Genomic DNA, 16265 nt, shown 5'->3' with positions numbered 1-16265 from the left:
GTTAACCCGTGCATCAACCTACGAAGGGATTTCGCCGTGCGCTGGCTCAGGATCGCCATAGGTTTCACAGTCAGTCTGCTGACTCTGCTCTGCTTGTTCCCGGCCCAGGCCGCCGCGCAAGGCATTGGCTGGGCAGTATTGCTTGATGAACAGGCCGACCTGCAACTGAGCGACATCCGCTCGGCTCGCTACACCAATCAATTCAGCCCCATCGAACTGGACCGGATTACCGCCGCCGAGCCGGACGGTGCGTTGTGGGTACGCTTCAAGCTGCAACCCGGCAAGCACGAGCAAGTGCTGCGGGTGTTTGCCCCGGATCTCTCCCACCTGAGCCTCTATGTACTGGACGGCGACACCCTGGTGGAACAACAAAGCACCGGCACCCGCCAGCCCCAGGCGGAACGCCCGCTGCCCAGCAGCGATTTCATGCTGCCGATGCCACAGAGCCAGAAGCCGCTTGAGGTGTACCTGCGCCTGGTCTCGGAGCACGAACTGCGTCCCTATATCACCCTGGAACCGGCCGTGCTCGCCGCCGCCGACCAGAACCAGACGTTGATCTACGGCCTGCTGTTCGGCTGCCTGCTGATGCTGATCCTGCACAACCTCACGCGCTTCGCCTATCACCGCTCACGCAGCAGCCTGTGGCTGGCGGCCTGCGAAGTGTTGTTGATGCTGAGCCTGGCGCTGTTACTGAACCTCGTGGGGCCGTGGCTGCCAAACTGGCACGCGGTGCAGACACCAGGCGCCTACCTCGCCCTGCTGCTGACCGCGCCGTGCGGGCTGATGTTTGCCTACCGTTTTTTCATGCCGTTGGGCCCGCACCCGCTGAACAAGCTGTTGATGGCCGACATCCTGCTGATCGTGCTGTGCGGCCTGCTGCTGTTGTTCGTCAATACCTTGCCGTTGAACATCATCACCTATGCACTGGTCGCCCTGGCCGGCTTGAGCATGTTGTTTGTCTCGGCGTATCACTGGCAAAAAGGCTACCGGCCGGCGCGTCTGTTCATGGCGGCGATGGTGGTGTTCAACATCGGCACGCTGATCATTCTGCCAGCCCTGCTCGGCCTGACGCTGGTGGCCCCGCAAGGCTTGATCGTCACGCTGCTCGGCTTTATCTGCCTGAGCGGCTTGCTGATGAGCCTGGCCCTCGGCGAGCGCCAGCGCGCGATTGTCGAGGCGCGCTTCAGCCTCAGCCGCGACCTGGCGGCGAGCAATGCCGAGATCGCCGCCAAGGCCGAGTTCCTGGCAAAGATCAGCCACGAAATACGTACACCCATGAACGGCGTGCTGGGTATGACCGAGTTGTTGCTGGGCACGCCGCTGTCGGTGAAGCAGCGCGACTACGTACAGACCATCCACAGCGCCGGTAACGAACTGCTGACGCTGATCAACGAGATCCTCGACATCTCCAAGCTGGAGTCCGGGCAGATCGAGCTGGACGACGTGCAATTCGACCTCAATGCGCTGATCGAAGACTGCCTGAGTATCTTCCGCGCCAAGGCCGAGCAGCAGAACGTCGAACTGATTAGTTTTATTCAACCCCAGGTGCCCCGCGTCATCAGTGGAGACCCGACGCGCCTGCGCCAGGCACTGTTGAGCCTGCTGGAAAATGCCCTGCAAAAAACCGATGAAGGTGAAGTGTTGATCGTCGTCGCCCTCGACGAGCGCAGCACCAAACCGCGCCTGCGCATTGCCGTGCAAGACAGCGGCCTGCCGATGGAAGCCGCCGAGCGCGACGCGTTGCTGCACAGCGAACTGCACAGCAAGAACTTCCTCTCGGCCACACGCTTGAGCGGCCACCTGGGCCTGGTGATCGCCCGCCAACTGATCCTGTTGATGAACGGCGAGTTCGGCATCAAGAGCGGCAGCCACCAAGGCAGCACCCTGTGGCTGACCCTGCCGCTGGACCCGGAACGCCTGGAGCACCCGACCTCTGACCTCGACGGCCCGCTCAAAGGCGCACGGGTGCTGGTGGTGGACGACAACGACACGTGCCGCAAAGTGCTGGTGCAACAATGCACAGCCTGGGGCCTGAACGTCAGTGCCGTGCCGTCCGGCAAAGAGGCCCTGGCGTTGCTGCGCACCAAGGCGCACTTGCGCGACTACTTCGACGTGGTGCTGCTGGACCAGAACATGCCCGGCATGACTGGCATGCAACTGGCGGCGAAGATCAAGGAAGACCCAAGCCTGAACCACGACATCCTGCTAATCATGCTCACCGGCATCAGCAACGCGCCGAGCAAGATCATCGCGCGCAACTGCGGGATCAAGCGCATCCTCGCCAAGCCGGTGGCCGGCTATACGCTCAAGACCACCCTGGCCGACGAACTGACCCAGCGCAGCAAAGGCGTGGTGGTGCCACGCGTGGCCCTCAGCGCACCGGCAGCCGTGACCGTGCCTGCCGATTTCCGCATCCTGGTGGCCGAAGACAACAGCATCTCCACCAAAGTGATTCGCGGCATGCTCGGCAAGCTCAACCTCAACCCGGACACCGCCAGTAACGGCGAAGAAGCGCTCGAGGCGATGAAGGCCCAGCGTTACGACTTGGTGTTGATGGACTGTGAAATGCCGATCCTCGATGGCTTCTCTGCTACCCAGCAACTGCGGGCGTGGGAGGTTAGCCACCAACGCATTCGTACCCCGGTGGTTGCGCTTACAGCGCACATTCTCTCGGAGCATAAAGAGCGTGCGCGCCAGGCGGGGATGGATGGGCATATGGCCAAGCCGGTGGAGTTATCGCAGTTGCGCGAGTTGGTGGAATTCTGGGTGGCACAGCGTCAGCTGCGGCCGGAACACGCCCCGTCCTGACATAAAATGCGATCTCAATGTGGGAACAGGCTTTTGTGGCGAGCGGACTTGCCACAACAAGCCAGCTCCCACATTTGATCAGTGTCGCCTGTTAGACTCTCCCCACTTCCCCCGCCCGCGAGCCGCCCCCCATGCTCCACGTGTTATTCAGCGTTTACCTGAAGATGCTGGTGCTCTACAGCCCATTCTTTGTGCTGTCCTGCTTTATCAGCCTGACCCGGGGTTACTCCAGCAAGGAACGCCGGCGGCTGGCCTGGAAAGTGGCCCTGGCAACACTGGTCTCGAGCGTATTGCTCTACCTGTTCGGTCGAGTCATTTTCAGTGTGTTCGGCATCACCGTGGACGCCTTCCGCATCGGCGCCGGCAGCGTGCTGTTTATCTCCGCCCTGGGCATGGCCCAGGGCAAGTCAGCGGTGCAGACCGACAATGTGCAGCAGGACGTGACCATCGTGCCGCTGACCATCCCGCTCACCGTCGGCCCCGGCACCATCGGTGCGCTGCTGGTGATGGGCGTCAGCCAACCGCACTGGGATGACAAGATCATGGCCATCCTCAGTATCGCCCTGGCCAGCCTCACGGTGGGCGTAGTGCTGTACCTGTCCAACCGGATCGAACGCATCCTGGGTGACCAGGGCTTGCAGATAGTGAGCCGGTTGATGGGGTTGTTCGTGTGCGCCCTCGCCGCGCAGATCATCTTTACCGGGGTGCGCGGTTACCTGGTGCCCTAGATCCGGTACTTGGCGATTGCCAATTGCACCTTGTCACCTGCGCTTTCGCGCATCAGCTGAACAGTTTTTTCGTTGACCACCGAGGTATTCAGCACCAGGCAGGTCTGCCCGCTGAAGGCCTCGAACGAGGCACTGTCCCATTCCAGAAACGGCAGCCCCAGCTGTTTGCTCACGCCGTGGGAGCTGTAAGTCACCAGCACCATCGTCACTTCGCCATCAGTTTCGGCACAAGACGCCAGGCCAAAATCACCGCCTTGGTGCACCGTGCTGTTGCGTTTGAAAAGCTCGAACGAGACGGGTTGACGCTTGAGCGCCTCCAGCGCGTCGGCCGCTAATTTCGGCAGTGCGGCGAGCAATGGCCCGGCCAGCGAAGTCGATGCCAGCATTGTCGCAATGATATTCAGCGCCGCCAGTTGTACAGTCAGGCCCTTGCCGGAGCTCGACACCCGCTTGAAGCGGCTGCGCACCGGCAGCCAGCCCAGGCTGACCATCACCTTAATAAATTCGTCGTACCAAACCTCGGTACCGCGCTGCACCTTCAACACATCGCTGACATAGCTGCTCGCCAGCAGGTAGCTCTTGCGCACGTACTCGCGGTTCAAGGCGGACATGCCCTCGATAAACGAGATCACCCCGTTGTTCACCACGGCCGCGTTGCAATCATCCTCCACGGTGCCCACCGGTACAGAGGGCGTCTTTCCCGGTGCGCCTGGCAGCTTGTAGGCGGCAATCAACTTGCGCCTTTTCGCACTGATGATCCTTTTGTGATGTCGCTCCATTTTCAGTTCTCCACAAGCACCCCACATGGGGTTTTCCTCCACACTAGTCCAGTGGCGGGCGGGCTTTCCAGGCGACAAACATCGCTTGGCCCACCCGTGGAAAAAGCGCCACCCAGCAATAACGAGGCGTACACGCAGGCCGTCCGGATTTCATCGATAAAAAAAGAAAAAGCTCCGAGTAGCAGCAGGTTTTCACCCAGCGTTACTCGGAGCCTTCTTGCGTGCGCCAGGCCGTTTTCAGCCGGCGGGCTTCTCGCCATACCAGCGCGGCGTATACACCCAGTCACCGCCACCAGCACGTGGGAACACGCACGTGGTGGACGAGCCGATCAGCACCATGGTGCGCATATCGACCTGTTCCGGCGTCAATTGCCCAAGCGTGGTGACACGCAGGGTCTGGCCTGGGCGACCGATGTCGCGCCCCAGCACCACCGGGGTCTGCGGCGTGCGGTGCAACGCGACGATCTCCAGCGCGCGGCCCAGCTGCCAAGGCCGCGAACGCGAGATCGGGTTGTAGAACGCCAGGGCCAGGTCGGCCTGGGACGCGAGGTCCAGGCGCTTTTCGATGATCGACCAGGGCTTGAGGTTGTCCGACAGCGACATCACGCAGAAGTCATGGCCCAGCGGTGCACCCGCCTGGGCGGCGGTGGCCAGGGAGGCCGAGACACCCGGCAGGATCTCCAGGTCGACCTGATGCCAGGCCGGATCGCTAGACTCGTGCAAGGCCTCGATCACCGCAGCGGCCATGGCGAACACGCCGGGGTCGCCGGACGACACCACGACCACGGAACGGCCCTGCGCGGCCAGCTCAAACGCGTGACGCGCGCGCTGCATTTCCTCGCGGTTATCCGTGCAGTGCTGCACTTGATCGTCGCGAAACGGCCCGGCCATGCGCACATAGGTTTCATAACCCAGCACATCGGTGCAGCGCGCCAGTTCAGCCTTGACCGCCGGCACCATCAACTCGGCGGCGCCCGGGCCCAGGCCGATCACCGCCAAACGACCACGCGGGCGCCCGACATGCGCCAGGTCCAGCGGTTGCTCGGCAACGCTGATGACGATGTCGGCCTCTTGAGTCACGCCAGCAAAACGCAGCGGCACACCCAGTTCCAATGCAGCCTCATGCAGTGAAGCGTCGGCCATCTGCAGCTCGCTGGCCAACAGGCAGGCCAGGGCTTGCAGCGCAATGCCTGCGTCATGTAATGCCGCACGCACTCGCTCAGCCAACTGCACGCCGGGCTTGCAGGTGACGCATACGTTCTTTGGATAAATCAGCAACTCGTTAGCCGAAGGCACACGTTCGGTGCTGCCCACATGAATCGCCAGGCGCGCGTGCTGATCCTGCGGCAAATTGGCCTGGTCCAGCCAAGGCGCCGCGCCTTCGATGCGCACGCTTTCGCCGGCGAGCAGGTCCGAGACGAAACGCTTGCCCAACTCCAGGTCCGCCAGCTGATAACCGGCCGGCGGGTTCAGCAGGCAGGTGCCGAAACGCAACTCGCCACTGGTGGTGATCGCGGCAGACACGCCCAACGCGGCGGCAATGTCGCGCGCCATCAGGTTCACACCGCCGAGGCCGCCGAGCAAGGGCACCACGACGCTGCCGTCTTCGGCCACAGCCAGCACAGCGGGTTCCTCACCCTTTTCCAGCAGCAGCGGCGCCAGGGTGCGGATCACGATGCCGGCGGCGCACAGCGCAATCAGCGGTGTGCCTTGTTGATACAGCTGGCGCAGGGTCGCGCCGAACTCACTGTAGGTCTGGTCGGCACCTTCAACCCGCCCGGCCAAACCATGAATCAGCGCGCCGGGGTAAACCTGCGCAATCTTGCGCGCCGTGGCCAGGCTGCCCTGACCCAGAATGACGATCGCCGGGCGCATCAACCTTGCCACCTTTCACCCGGCACGATGATCAGCGAGAAATACGGCGAAGACGCCGGGTCGACCTGACCCAGCGGCACGATTTTCTGGTTGGCCATGGTCGCGCGCTCCACATACAGCGCACGCTCGGCCAAACCGAGTTCTTCCAGCACCTGGCGCACCTTGGGGAAGTTGCGGCCCAGCTTCATGATCACCGCCGCATCGGCATCCGCCAAGCGACGCTTGAGGTCGTCATGGGGCAGCACACCCGACAGCACCGATAGGCTCTGATTGCGATACACCAACGGCGCGCCGAGTACCGAGGCGCCGCCGAGCATTGAGCACACGCCGGGGATGACTTGGGCTTCATAGCGCTCGGCGAGGCGGTCGTGCAGGTACATGTAGGAGCCGTAGAAGAACGGGTCGCCTTCGCAGATCACCGCCACATCGCGGCCGGCGTCCAGGTGCGCGGCGACGTCGAGGCTGGCGGTGTCGTAGAAGTCGCTAATGACTTGCTCGTAAGACAGCGGCGCCGGCAGCACTTCGGTGGTCACCGGGTACACCAGCGGCATCAAGGTCTGCTGCGCGACCAAGTGGTCTTCGATGATGCCGAAAGCGTTGCCCTTCTTGCCCTTGGCCACGAAGTACGCCACCACCGGCGACTCGCGCAGCAGGCGCAGGGCCTTGAGCGTGATCAGTTCCGGGTCGCCGGGGCCCACGCCCAAGCCGATCAAACGTCCGCGTGCCGGCATTATTCGACCTCCGTGGCCAAGGCGTTAACCGCAGCGGCGGCCATCGCACTGCCGCCCAGGCGGCCCTGCATGATCACGAACGGCACGCCACGGCTGTCTGCCGCCAGCATCGCCTTGGATTCGGCGGCGCCGACGAAGCCGACCGGGAAGCCGAGAATTAACGCCGGTTTCGGCGCGCCGGCATCGAGCATTTCCAGCAGGTAGAACAACGCGGTCGGCGCGTTGCCGATGACCACCACGCTGCCTTCCAGGTGCGGGCGCCACAGTTCCAGCGCGGCAGCGGAGCGGGTGTTGCCCAGCTCCCGCGCCAGCTCCGGCACGCTGTCGTCGCGTAGGGTGCAGATCACTTCGTTGTTGGCCGGCAGGCGCGTGCGGGTCACGCCTTCGGAGACCATTCGCGCATCACACAAAATCGGTGCGCCAGCGGCCAGCGCATCGCGCCCGGCCTTGCCTGCACCTTCGGAGAACTGCAGGCCGTCGATGGCCTCGACCATGCCGCAGGCATGAATCACCCGCACCGCGAGTTTTTCCAGGTCGGCCGGGATGCGGTCCAACTTGGCTTCCGCGCGAATAATGGCGAAGGAGTTGCGATAGATCTCCTGACCGTCGCGGATGTAATCAATCATCGGTGTTGCTCCGTGAGCGTGCGCGTAACAGGGCGCCCGCCGCTTCAATGGAAAGAGTGCACGCGTGCAGCCGGCCGAAACCGGGTTGGGCTGCGTCGCGAAAATAGACGTCGTAGTGGCCGGGGCTCACCGCCAGCAAGGTGACCGGCGCGGTGTGTGCGGCGGCGCAGGAGCGTGGGCAGCCGGACAGGTGCACCTCAACGCCGGGTTGCAGCGCGGCCAATTGCAGGGCGTCGGCCTTGGTGTCGGCCAGGCCTTTGCCGCAGCCACTTGAGCCCGTGCAGGCGATCATGCGCGCCAGGGGTTGGTCGACTGAGCAGAGAAAGCCCAACCGCTCCAACTGCGCAGTAACGGCGTCATGATTTTGAACATTGGGCAGCAGCACGCCCTGCCAAGGCGTAAAGCGCAACGTGCCGTCGCCACACTCACTGGCCAGCTGCGCGACGCCTTTAAGCATGGTTGAATCCAAACGACCCAATGGCGCAACGGCGGCGACGTAGAACTGATTTTTTTGACCCTGTGGATAAGTCCCTAAATGCAATAAAGCCTCACTGGCCGGGCGTTTGAAGCCATCCACCGGCAGCAGCGGCAGGTTTAGACGGGCCAGTAAGTTATCCACAGCCAGATGACGCATGCGAGTTTGCGTCGGGGTCGCCAAGTCGAGAAACAGCTCGAGCACGGCAACGACCAAAGCATGACCTTGCTCTAGGGGCACAGCCGCCAATGGCGCATCCAACCCCGGGCAACCGGCTAAGCCAAAGGCCAACAATGTTTCACCATCACGCTCAAACGCCGACAGCCACAGGTCGTGGTGATGCTCGAGCATCGCCAGGGCCTCAAAGCCATCCAGCTGCACGGCGAACTTAGCCGACAACTCATGGAACCGTGGATGGTTTTGCAAGGTGGCGAGGATCTGGTCGGCCAGCGGGCGGGTGTCGAACAGCATCTGCGGGTCGATACCGGCGCTGGGGCTGAGCATCAGGTTGCGCACATCGTCGCCAGCGGCGTTGTTCGGGCCAAGGCCTGCGGCCAGCAGCGCGGCAATCAAGGCGCCCTGCTCGGCGCCAATCCCGCGAATCTGCAGATTGGCGCGGTTGGTGGCCTCGATCACCCCGCCCGCATAGGCTTGGGCTGCATCCGCCACGGCAATCGCCTGGGCGGCAGTGATCGACCCACCGGCCAATTTGATTCGACAAATGCCACCATCCAACGCCTGGACGATACGCAGCAACCCCGGACAAGCCGAGGGGCGCAAGGTGTTCAGAGCAGGCGTTGGGTTCACGGAGCTACCGGTTGACGGGTAAAGGCGCGGTATTATGCCTGCTTTGTCCGGTGGCATGAAAAGCCTGCCCGTCGGATGTCGTTCAAGGAATTGATATGTCGCCCTGGCTGACGGTAGTAGGCATCGGTGAAGACGGCTTCAAGGGGCTGGGCAGAAACGCCCGGCACGCCTTGTTGCGCGCCTCCCGGATTATAGGCGGCCAGCGTCAGTTGGACCTGTTGCCGGTGTGTATTCGTGGCGAGCGTCAGTTGTGGCCTAGCCCGTTTTCCCTGGCGCCGGTGTTGGCGCGGCGCGGCGAGCCTGTGTGCGTGCTGGCCAGCGGCGACCCGATGTTCTATGGCGTGGGCGCCAGTTTGGCGCGGCAGGTGGCGGCTGAAGAGTTGCTGATTTTGCCGGCGCCGTCGTCGGTGTCGTTGGCAGCGGCGCGGTTGGGCTGGCCGTTGCAGGAAGTGGTGACATTGTCAGTGGTCGCGCGGCCGCTGGCGGCGCTGAATGCACATTTGGCCAGTGGCGTGCGGTTGCTGGTGTTGAGCAATGACGGGCGCAGCCCTGCGGCGATTGCCTCGCTTTTGGTTGAGTCCGGGTTTGGGTCCAGCCGGTTGACCGTATTTGAACACTTAGGCGGCGTGGATGAGCAGCGTATCGACGGACTGGCCCAGTCATGGGAGCACACCCAGGTCGCCGATTTGAACGTGGTCGCCATCGACTGCCTCGCCGACGCCAATACGCCGCGCCTGTCGCGCCTCGCCGGTCTACCGGATTCGGCGTTCAAACACGACGGCCAACTAACCAAGCGCGATGTGCGCGCCATGACCCTCGCCCGCCTCGCGCCGATGCCCGGCGAGTTACTCTGGGATGTGGGCGCGGGCAGCGGCTCTATCGGCATCGAATGGATGCGCGCCCACCCGAGCTGTCGTGCACTGGCGATTGAAGCCGATGCCGGCCGCCAAGGCCTGATCGAACATAACCGCGACGCCCTCGGCGTGCCCGGCCTGCACCTGATTCGCGGCAAGGCTCCGGACGTATTACACGGACAGGAAGCACCGGATGCGATCTTCATCGGCGGCGGCGTCACCCGCGAGGGCGTACTCGACACCTGCTGGCAGCACCTGCGCCCCGGCGGCCGCTTGGTGGCGAATGCCGTGACCCTGCAAAGCGAAATGACCCTGATGGCCTGGCGCGCGGAGCACGGCGGCGAGCTGACTCGCATTCATGTGGCGCAGGCCCAGCCGTTGGGTGAGTTCGACACCTGGCGCCAGGCGCTGCCGATCACCTTGCTGGAAGTGGTCAAACCACTATGAAACGCATCCTGCTGTTGGGCGGCGTGACTGAAGCCCTGGCCATTGCCCGAACTCTGGGCCCGGAGCACATCTATAGCCTGGCGGGCGTGGGCCGCGTACCGACGGACCTCACATGCCACGTGCGTGTCGGCGGTTATGGTGGCGTTGAGGGCCTCGTGCAGTTTGTTCGTGAGGAACACATCAGCCTGATTCTCGACGCCACCCATCCCTATGCAGCTCAGATCAGCCGGAATGCTGCCGAGGCTGCAACGCTGTCCGGCATCCCTTGCTGGGCGTTGCGCCGCCCGGCGTGGCAACCGCAGGCGGGCGATGACTGGCGTGAGGTCAGTGATTGGGCCGAGCTGATTGAAGCGTTGAAACCCTTCAAGCGGCCGTTGTTCACTCTTGGGCGCGAGCCGTTGCAGCATCTCGAGGAAATTCCGCCGGAGCAGTTCTGGACGCTGCGCGCGCTGGATGTGTATCCGGGGAATGCGCGCTGTGAAGTCATCGGTGCGCGTGGGCCGTTTCTGATCGAGGATGAGCGCGCGTTGTTTGAGCGGCGTGGGATTGATGTGCTGATCAGCAAGAACAGCGGCAGCACGGCCACTGAACCGAAGCTGGAAGTGGCGCGCGAGCTGGGAATGCCGGTGCTTGTATTGAAGCGTCCAGTGTTGGCTGCGGTAGATCGAGAGTTCACCGACGTGGCTGCGGTGCTACAGGCAGTCAACACTCTCTAAACACCACCTTTCCAATGTGGGAGCGGGCTTGCCTGCGATGCAGACGGCTCGGTCTTCCAGTTAGGCCAAGGTGATGCCATCGCAGGCAAGCCAGCTCCCACAGGGTTCAACGTCACGCCGGATGTCGCGACCCGTCTGAAAAATTGGCAATCCGTGGTTCCCGACTATCATGAAGGCAACCACTGCGACACCAAACCACACCTGCGCTTTTTACTTATCCCCACCGATCAGGCTAAATACCCACCTGATCGTTTAACCCTACGGATTGTCCGCCATGGCCCGTCAACGCTTTGCAATTGTGTGGATCGCCTGCTTTGCAGTGCTGTTCAACGCCTTTGCCATGCCGATGGCCAGTGCGATGCAGCAGTCCAGTGACCCCGTGCAGCAATTGCTGTGGGGCAGTTTCTGTTCGTCTAATGGCGCCAGCCTGAAGACCATTGCCCTGGGCAAGCTGGACATTCCGGCGCCGCAGCAGGACGACCACTCCACCATGCAGCATTGCTGGTGTTGCTCGGGCTCGCCGCCGCTGGTGGCGTTGCCGGGGCATGTGCCGCAGTTGTACATCACACGGTTTGCGGCGGTGCAGAGCCTGCCGCCACCTTCACTGCAAGCGCCTACACCGCGCCAGCAATGGCCGAGCCTCAACCCGCGCGCCTCTCCAACGGCCTGATTTCTTCGCAAGTGAACTGCGTTTAGAACCGTTCTGGAGAACTGCCATGCTCAAATCTTCCCTGCTTCTGGCTGCGTTGTTGCTGCCGGTGTGCGTTGCTGCCAATGCCGATGACTACAAGGCCGGCGACTTGCTGGTCAGCGGTCCCTGGTCTCAGGAATTGCCGCCCAATGCGCCGACCGTCGCGGCGTATTTTGTGATTCATAACACCGGGGAAACGCCGGACCGCTTACTTAGCGTCGAGACGCCTGTGGCGGACAAAGCCGAACTGCATGAGCATGTGATGCAAGGCGACTTGATGAAGATGCAACAAGTGCCCAGCGTTGCCGTGCCGGCCAAGGGTGATTTGACCTTCGCGCCGATGGCCTATCACGTGATGCTGCTGGGTCTCAAAGACCGTAGTCTGTTGGCCGATGGCAAGCAATTCCCACTGACCCTGACGTTCGAAAAAGCCGGCAAGGTTGAAGTGGAAGTCTCGGTTCAGAAAACGCCGCCGATGGCGGGCCACGAGCATATGCACGCTCAATAGGCCAACCTCGATGGGCGCCCCTCGCGCCAGGTTATCCGCGCAGCGCCGCAAGCCCATGGGCTTGATGCGCGGCAGTTGGATCAGCCTGTTCGCCATGCTGATGATCTTTATCGGTCCGCTGATTTCCCAAGCGATGCCGATGGATCATCACGCCGGTATGTCGATGGAAATGTCCATGGACATGCCCAACTGCCATGGCGCCCCACCGCAACACAGTAAAACGCCTGACGAACACCACGTGCTCTGGGAAAAGTGCGGCTATTGCAGCCTGCTCTTCAGCTGCCCGGCCCTGCCCGGCAGCGTGTCCTACGTCACCCTTGGCACCCCGCCGCCGGCCAACGCCCTCACCCCCGCCCCACGCCTGGGCCATGCCCGGCAGAGCATCTTCCCCGGCGCCCGCAGCCGCGCGCCACCCATCACCGCGTAAGCACTTCACCGCGTTACTTCACCCCGGCCGACTTTAGACAGACAGCCGCAGGCTGCTGGCCGTGTTGTTTACGAATGATTGATGGAATTTTTCATGTCCAGGTTTTCTGCTGACACCCGTTTGGGACGTACCCCTGTTTTCGCTGTTCTGTGTGGCGCACTGTTGGTGCCACAGGTTCACGCGGAAGATCATGATCTGAGCCCCACGGTGATCACTGCGATTGCCCCCAGCTCGCCGCTGACCGTGATCACCAACCCGAAAGACCCGCGCCAACCGGTGCCCGCCAGCGATGGCGGCGACTACCTCAAGACCATCCCCGGCTTCGCCCTGGTGCGCAACGGCGGCACCAATGGCGACCCGGTGCTGCGCGGCATGTTCGGCTCGCGCCTGAATATCCTCACCAACGGCGGCATGATGCTCGGCGCCTGCCCCGGCCGGATGGATGCGCCCACCTCGTATATCTCGCCGGAGACCTACGACAAGCTGACCGTGATCAAAGGCCCGCAAACCGTACTCTGGGGCCCGGGCGCCTCGGCCGGTACCATCCTGTTCGAGCGTGAGCCGGAGCAGTTCGGCGAACTGGGCACACGGGTCAACGCCAGCGTGCTGGCCGGTTCCAACGGGCGCTTCGACAAAGTCATCGATGCCGCCGCCGGCGGGCCGCTGGGCTATGTGCGGGTGATCGGCAACCAAGCGCATGCCGATGACTACAAGGATGGCAACAACGACACAGTCGCCTCGCGCTACGACAAATGGAACGGCGACGTCGCGGTCGGTTTCACCCCCGACGCCGACACCCTGCTGGAACTCACCGCCGGCCGTGGCGATGGTGAAGCCCGCTACGCCGGGCGCGGCATGGACGGTTCGCAGTTCTTGCGCGAAAGCCTGGGCCTGCGTTTCGAGAAGTCCAATATCGGCGAGGTGCTGGATAAGGTCGAGGCCCAGGTCTACTACAACTACGCCGACCATGTGATGGACAACTACAGCCTGCGCACGCCGTCGGGCACCGGGATGATGGCCGGGCCCATGGCCTCCAACGTCGACCGCCGCACCCTCGGCGCGCGGATCAAGGCCACTTGGCGCTGGGCCGATGTGCAGTTGATCAGCGGCCTGGATGCGCAGACCAACGAGCACCGCCAACGCAGCAGCATGGGCATCGACACCTACAAGAATCTGCCGCGCAACAAAGACGCCAACTTCCACAACTACGGGGTGTTCGGCGAACTGACCTGGTACGCCGCCGACCGCGATCGTCTGATCACCGGTGCGCGCCTGGACCGGGCCTCGGCCAAGGATTTCCGCCAGCGCACGGGCTCAGGAATGATGTCGCGCCCCAACCCGACCGCCGACAACACCCGCGCCGATACCCTGCCGTCAGGCTTTATGCGTTATGAGCATGACTTGGCCGACAGCCCGACCACCGTCTACGCCGGGCTGGGCCACGCCGAACGCTTCCCGGATTACTGGGAGCTGTTTTCGCCCAAAACCGGCGCGGCCGGTTCGGTGAATGCCTTCGATGGCGTGAAGCCGGAAAAGACCACCCAACTCGACTTCGGCGCGCAATACAAAACCGCCGATGTGGAAGCCTGGGCCTCGGCTTATATCGGCCAGGTACGCGACTTTATCCTGTTCGATTACAAGCCCGGCATGATGGGCACCACCTCCCAGGCGCGTAACGTCGATGCACGGATCATGGGCGGCGAACTGGGTGCAGCCTACAAGCTGACGCGCAACTGGAAGGCCGACGCCAGCCTCGCCTACGCCTGGGGCAAGAACAGCAGCGACGGCAAAGCGCTGCCGCAAATGCCACCGCTGGACGCCCGTTTCGGCCTGACCTACAGCGAAGACGACTGGAGCGCCGGTGCCTTGTGGCGCGTAGTCGCGGCGCAAAACCGCATTGACCAAAACAAGGGCAACGTGGTCGGTAAAGACTTCGACAAGAGCGGCGGCTTTGGCGTGTTCTCGCTGAACGCGGCGTACCGCATCAACAAAAACTTCAAGGTCAGCACCGGCGTCGACAACCTCTTCGGCAAGGCCTACGCCGAGCACCTGAACCTGGCCGGTAACGCAGGCTTCGGCTACCCGGCCAACGACCCGCAAGCCATCAAGGAACCGGGGCGCACGCTCTGGACCAAGGTGGACATGAGCTTCTAACAGCATCGCGGGCAAGTCGAATCGTCGCACCGCCGCTTCCACAGTTGAAATACATTCCCCTGTGGGAGCGGCGGTGCGACTTGCCCGCGATGGCTGCATAACTGACAAAAATTTTTAAAGCCTTTGCGGAGCACCTGATGACCACTCAAAAGATTTCCTTCTACAACCTGGCCTGGCGTTGGCACTTCTACGCCGGGCTATTCGTCGCCCCTTTCATGGTGCTGCTGGCCCTCACCGGCATCATCTACCTGTTCAAACCCCAGCTCGACCCGCTGATGTATGGCGACCTGCTCAAGGTGCAAAGCGCCGAACACGCATTGAGTGCCGACGAACAATTGCAACGCGCCCAGGCGGCCTTTCCCCAAGGCAAGATCAGCAAATATTTGCCGCCTGCCGACGCCACCAGCAGCGCGCAATTCGTGATGCGTCACGATGGGCGCGAAGTGACCGTGTTCGTCGACCCGTATCGCGGCACCGTGCTTGGCGAACAGGATTCCAAATACAACCTGCAAGCCATCGCCCGCGCGTTGCACGGAGAGCTGATGATCGGCACCGTCGGCGATCGCCTGGTGGAACTCGCCGCCGGTTGGGGCGTGATGCTCGTGGTGTCCGGCGTGTACCTGTGGTGGCCGCGCGGCAAGTCGTCGGCCGGGGTCTTGTGGCCGCGATTTAACACACGTGGCCGGGTGTTCTGGCGCGATATGCACGCGGTCGCCGGCTTCTGGAGCGCGGCCTTTTTACTGGTGATGCTGCTCAGCGGCATGACCTGGACCGGCTTCTGGGGCAAGCAATACGCCGAGCTGTGGAACACCTTCCCGGCGGCGATGTGGAACAACGTGCCGCAGTCCGATCAGCAGGCCCGCGTGCTCAATACCGCCAGCCAGCAAACCGTGCCCTGGGCCATGGAAAACACGCCGATGCCCATGTCCGGCGACCACGCCGAACACATGAACCACGGCGCCATGCACTCTGGCCCGGCCGCCCCCACCGTGCGCCTGCAACACGTGGTCGACCTGGCCAACGCACGTAAGGTCGAGCCCGGCTACAGCATCACCTTCCCCACCACCGCCGAAGGCGTGTTCACCATCGCGGTATTCGCCAACGACCCACGCAATGACGCCACCCTGCACGTGGACCAATACACCGGCAAGGTTCTCGCCGATGTGCGCTGGGAACACTACAACACCGTCGCCCGTGCTACTGAGACCGGTGTGATGCTGCATGAAGGCAAGATGTTCGGCTGGGTCAATCAACTGATCGTGTTGATGATTTGCTTGATGATTCTGCTCAGCGCCGTCAGTGGCGTGGTGATCTGGTGGAAGCGCAGACCTGCCGGTGGCCTGGGTGTTCCGCCGTTGCGCCATGACCTGCCGAAGTGGAAAACCGCGATGGTGATCATGCTCGGGCTGGCGATTATCTTCCCGTTGGTGGGCGCGTCGTTGATCGTGGTGTGGGTATTGGATCGTCTTGTGTTGGCGCGTTTTTTCAACCCACGTGAATCTGCCTCAGGTTCTGCATGAAGCAGGCGAGATGCCCACGGCAGAGCCCTTCTGTAGCCTTGCGCGACTTTCGTCGCGCAACCAATAAGTGTTAACTTATAACACTTTCTGCGTTATCGTTGCTCGCCGCGCCCTGCGGT

14 protein-coding genes are annotated in these 16265 nt (G+C 62.7%); 9 read left to right on the top strand and 5 right to left on the bottom strand.

What is annotated here, in order from left to right; genetic code table 11:
• Positions 1-36: 36 nt before the first annotated feature.
• A complete protein-coding gene (locus ACI77I_RS12780) occupies positions 37-2808 on the top strand; it encodes a hybrid sensor histidine kinase/response regulator (RefSeq protein WP_263274438.1) in 2772 nt (923 codons plus the stop codon).
• A gap of 131 nt (positions 2809-2939) precedes the next feature.
• Positions 2940-3536 carry a MarC family protein gene (locus tag ACI77I_RS12775; RefSeq protein WP_017253590.1) on the top strand — a complete coding sequence of 199 codons (597 nt, stop codon included), beginning with the start codon at positions 2940-2942 and terminating at the stop codon, positions 3534-3536.
• Here ACI77I_RS12775 and ACI77I_RS12770 read toward each other — a convergent pair.
• The 5 genes from ACI77I_RS12770 to cobG all read right to left on the bottom strand — a co-directional run bounded on the left by ACI77I_RS12770 (position 3533) and on the right by cobG (position 8886).
• Complete coding sequence (locus tag ACI77I_RS12770) at positions 3533-4315, bottom strand: hypothetical protein (protein WP_094949789.1); 783 nt, start codon at positions 4313-4315, stop codon at positions 3533-3535. The two genes, ACI77I_RS12775 and ACI77I_RS12770, sit on opposite strands and share 4 nt — an antisense overlap.
• Positions 4316-4552: 237 nt before the next feature.
• On the bottom strand, positions 4553-6190 hold the full coding sequence (gene cobJ / locus ACI77I_RS12765) for a precorrin-3B C(17)-methyltransferase (RefSeq protein ID WP_406997719.1): 1638 nt from the start codon (positions 6188-6190) through the stop codon (positions 4553-4555).
• Positions 6190-6921 carry a precorrin-2 C(20)-methyltransferase gene (locus ACI77I_RS12760; protein ID WP_094949787.1) on the bottom strand — a complete coding sequence of 244 codons (732 nt, stop codon included), beginning with the start codon at positions 6919-6921 and terminating at the stop codon, positions 6190-6192. Before ACI77I_RS12760 ends, cobJ begins: the two co-directional genes overlap by 1 nt.
• On the bottom strand, positions 6921-7547 hold the full coding sequence (locus tag ACI77I_RS12755) for a precorrin-8X methylmutase (protein WP_094949786.1): 627 nt from the start codon (positions 7545-7547) through the stop codon (positions 6921-6923). The genes ACI77I_RS12760 and ACI77I_RS12755 overlap by 1 nt, the downstream gene beginning before the upstream one ends.
• Positions 7540-8886, bottom strand: a complete 1347-nt coding sequence (cobG, locus tag ACI77I_RS12750) for a precorrin-3B synthase (RefSeq protein ID WP_406997718.1) — start codon at positions 8884-8886, stop codon at positions 7540-7542. The genes ACI77I_RS12755 and cobG overlap by 8 nt, the downstream gene beginning before the upstream one ends.
• A gap of 38 nt (positions 8887-8924) precedes the next feature.
• Between cobG and cbiE the strand changes: the two genes are divergently transcribed.
• The 7 genes from cbiE (at position 8925) to ACI77I_RS12715 (ending at position 16146) form a co-directional block, all read left to right on the top strand.
• Positions 8925-10130: a precorrin-6y C5,15-methyltransferase (decarboxylating) subunit CbiE gene (cbiE, locus tag ACI77I_RS12745; RefSeq protein WP_406997717.1), complete on the top strand. Its 1206-nt coding sequence runs from the start codon at positions 8925-8927 to the stop codon at positions 10128-10130.
• Positions 10127-10846: a cobalt-precorrin-6A reductase gene (locus ACI77I_RS12740; protein ID WP_094949783.1), complete on the top strand. Its 720-nt coding sequence runs from the start codon at positions 10127-10129 to the stop codon at positions 10844-10846. The genes cbiE and ACI77I_RS12740 overlap by 4 nt, the downstream gene beginning before the upstream one ends.
• Positions 10847-11120: 274 nt before the next feature.
• Positions 11121-11516 carry a DUF2946 domain-containing protein gene (locus ACI77I_RS12735; RefSeq protein WP_406997716.1) on the top strand — a complete coding sequence of 132 codons (396 nt, stop codon included), beginning with the start codon at positions 11121-11123 and terminating at the stop codon, positions 11514-11516.
• 46 nt (positions 11517-11562) lie between these two features.
• On the top strand, positions 11563-12045 hold the full coding sequence (locus tag ACI77I_RS12730; RefSeq protein WP_094949781.1) for a copper chaperone PCu(A)C: 483 nt from the start codon (positions 11563-11565) through the stop codon (positions 12043-12045).
• A 64-nt stretch (positions 12046-12109) separates the two neighbouring features.
• The gene (locus tag ACI77I_RS12725; RefSeq protein WP_094949819.1) at positions 12110-12472 is read left to right on the top strand and encodes a DUF2946 domain-containing protein; all 363 of its coding nucleotides are present in this window, start codon (positions 12110-12112) and stop codon (positions 12470-12472) included.
• A 93-nt stretch (positions 12473-12565) separates the two neighbouring features.
• Complete coding sequence (locus ACI77I_RS12720) at positions 12566-14626, top strand: TonB-dependent copper receptor (RefSeq protein ID WP_094949780.1); 2061 nt, start codon at positions 12566-12568, stop codon at positions 14624-14626.
• 137 nt (positions 14627-14763) lie between these two features.
• Positions 14764-16146 carry a PepSY-associated TM helix domain-containing protein gene (locus tag ACI77I_RS12715; RefSeq protein ID WP_406997715.1) on the top strand — a complete coding sequence of 461 codons (1383 nt, stop codon included), beginning with the start codon at positions 14764-14766 and terminating at the stop codon, positions 16144-16146.
• Positions 16147-16265: the final 119 nt, after the last annotated feature.

The sequence above is a fragment of the Pseudomonas sp. D47 genome, assembly GCF_045447305.1.
Classification (GTDB): domain Bacteria; phylum Pseudomonadota; class Gammaproteobacteria; order Pseudomonadales; family Pseudomonadaceae; genus Aquipseudomonas.
The sequence above is the reverse complement of the archived record's forward strand: the minus strand, read 5'-3'. Positions and strand labels throughout refer to the sequence as shown.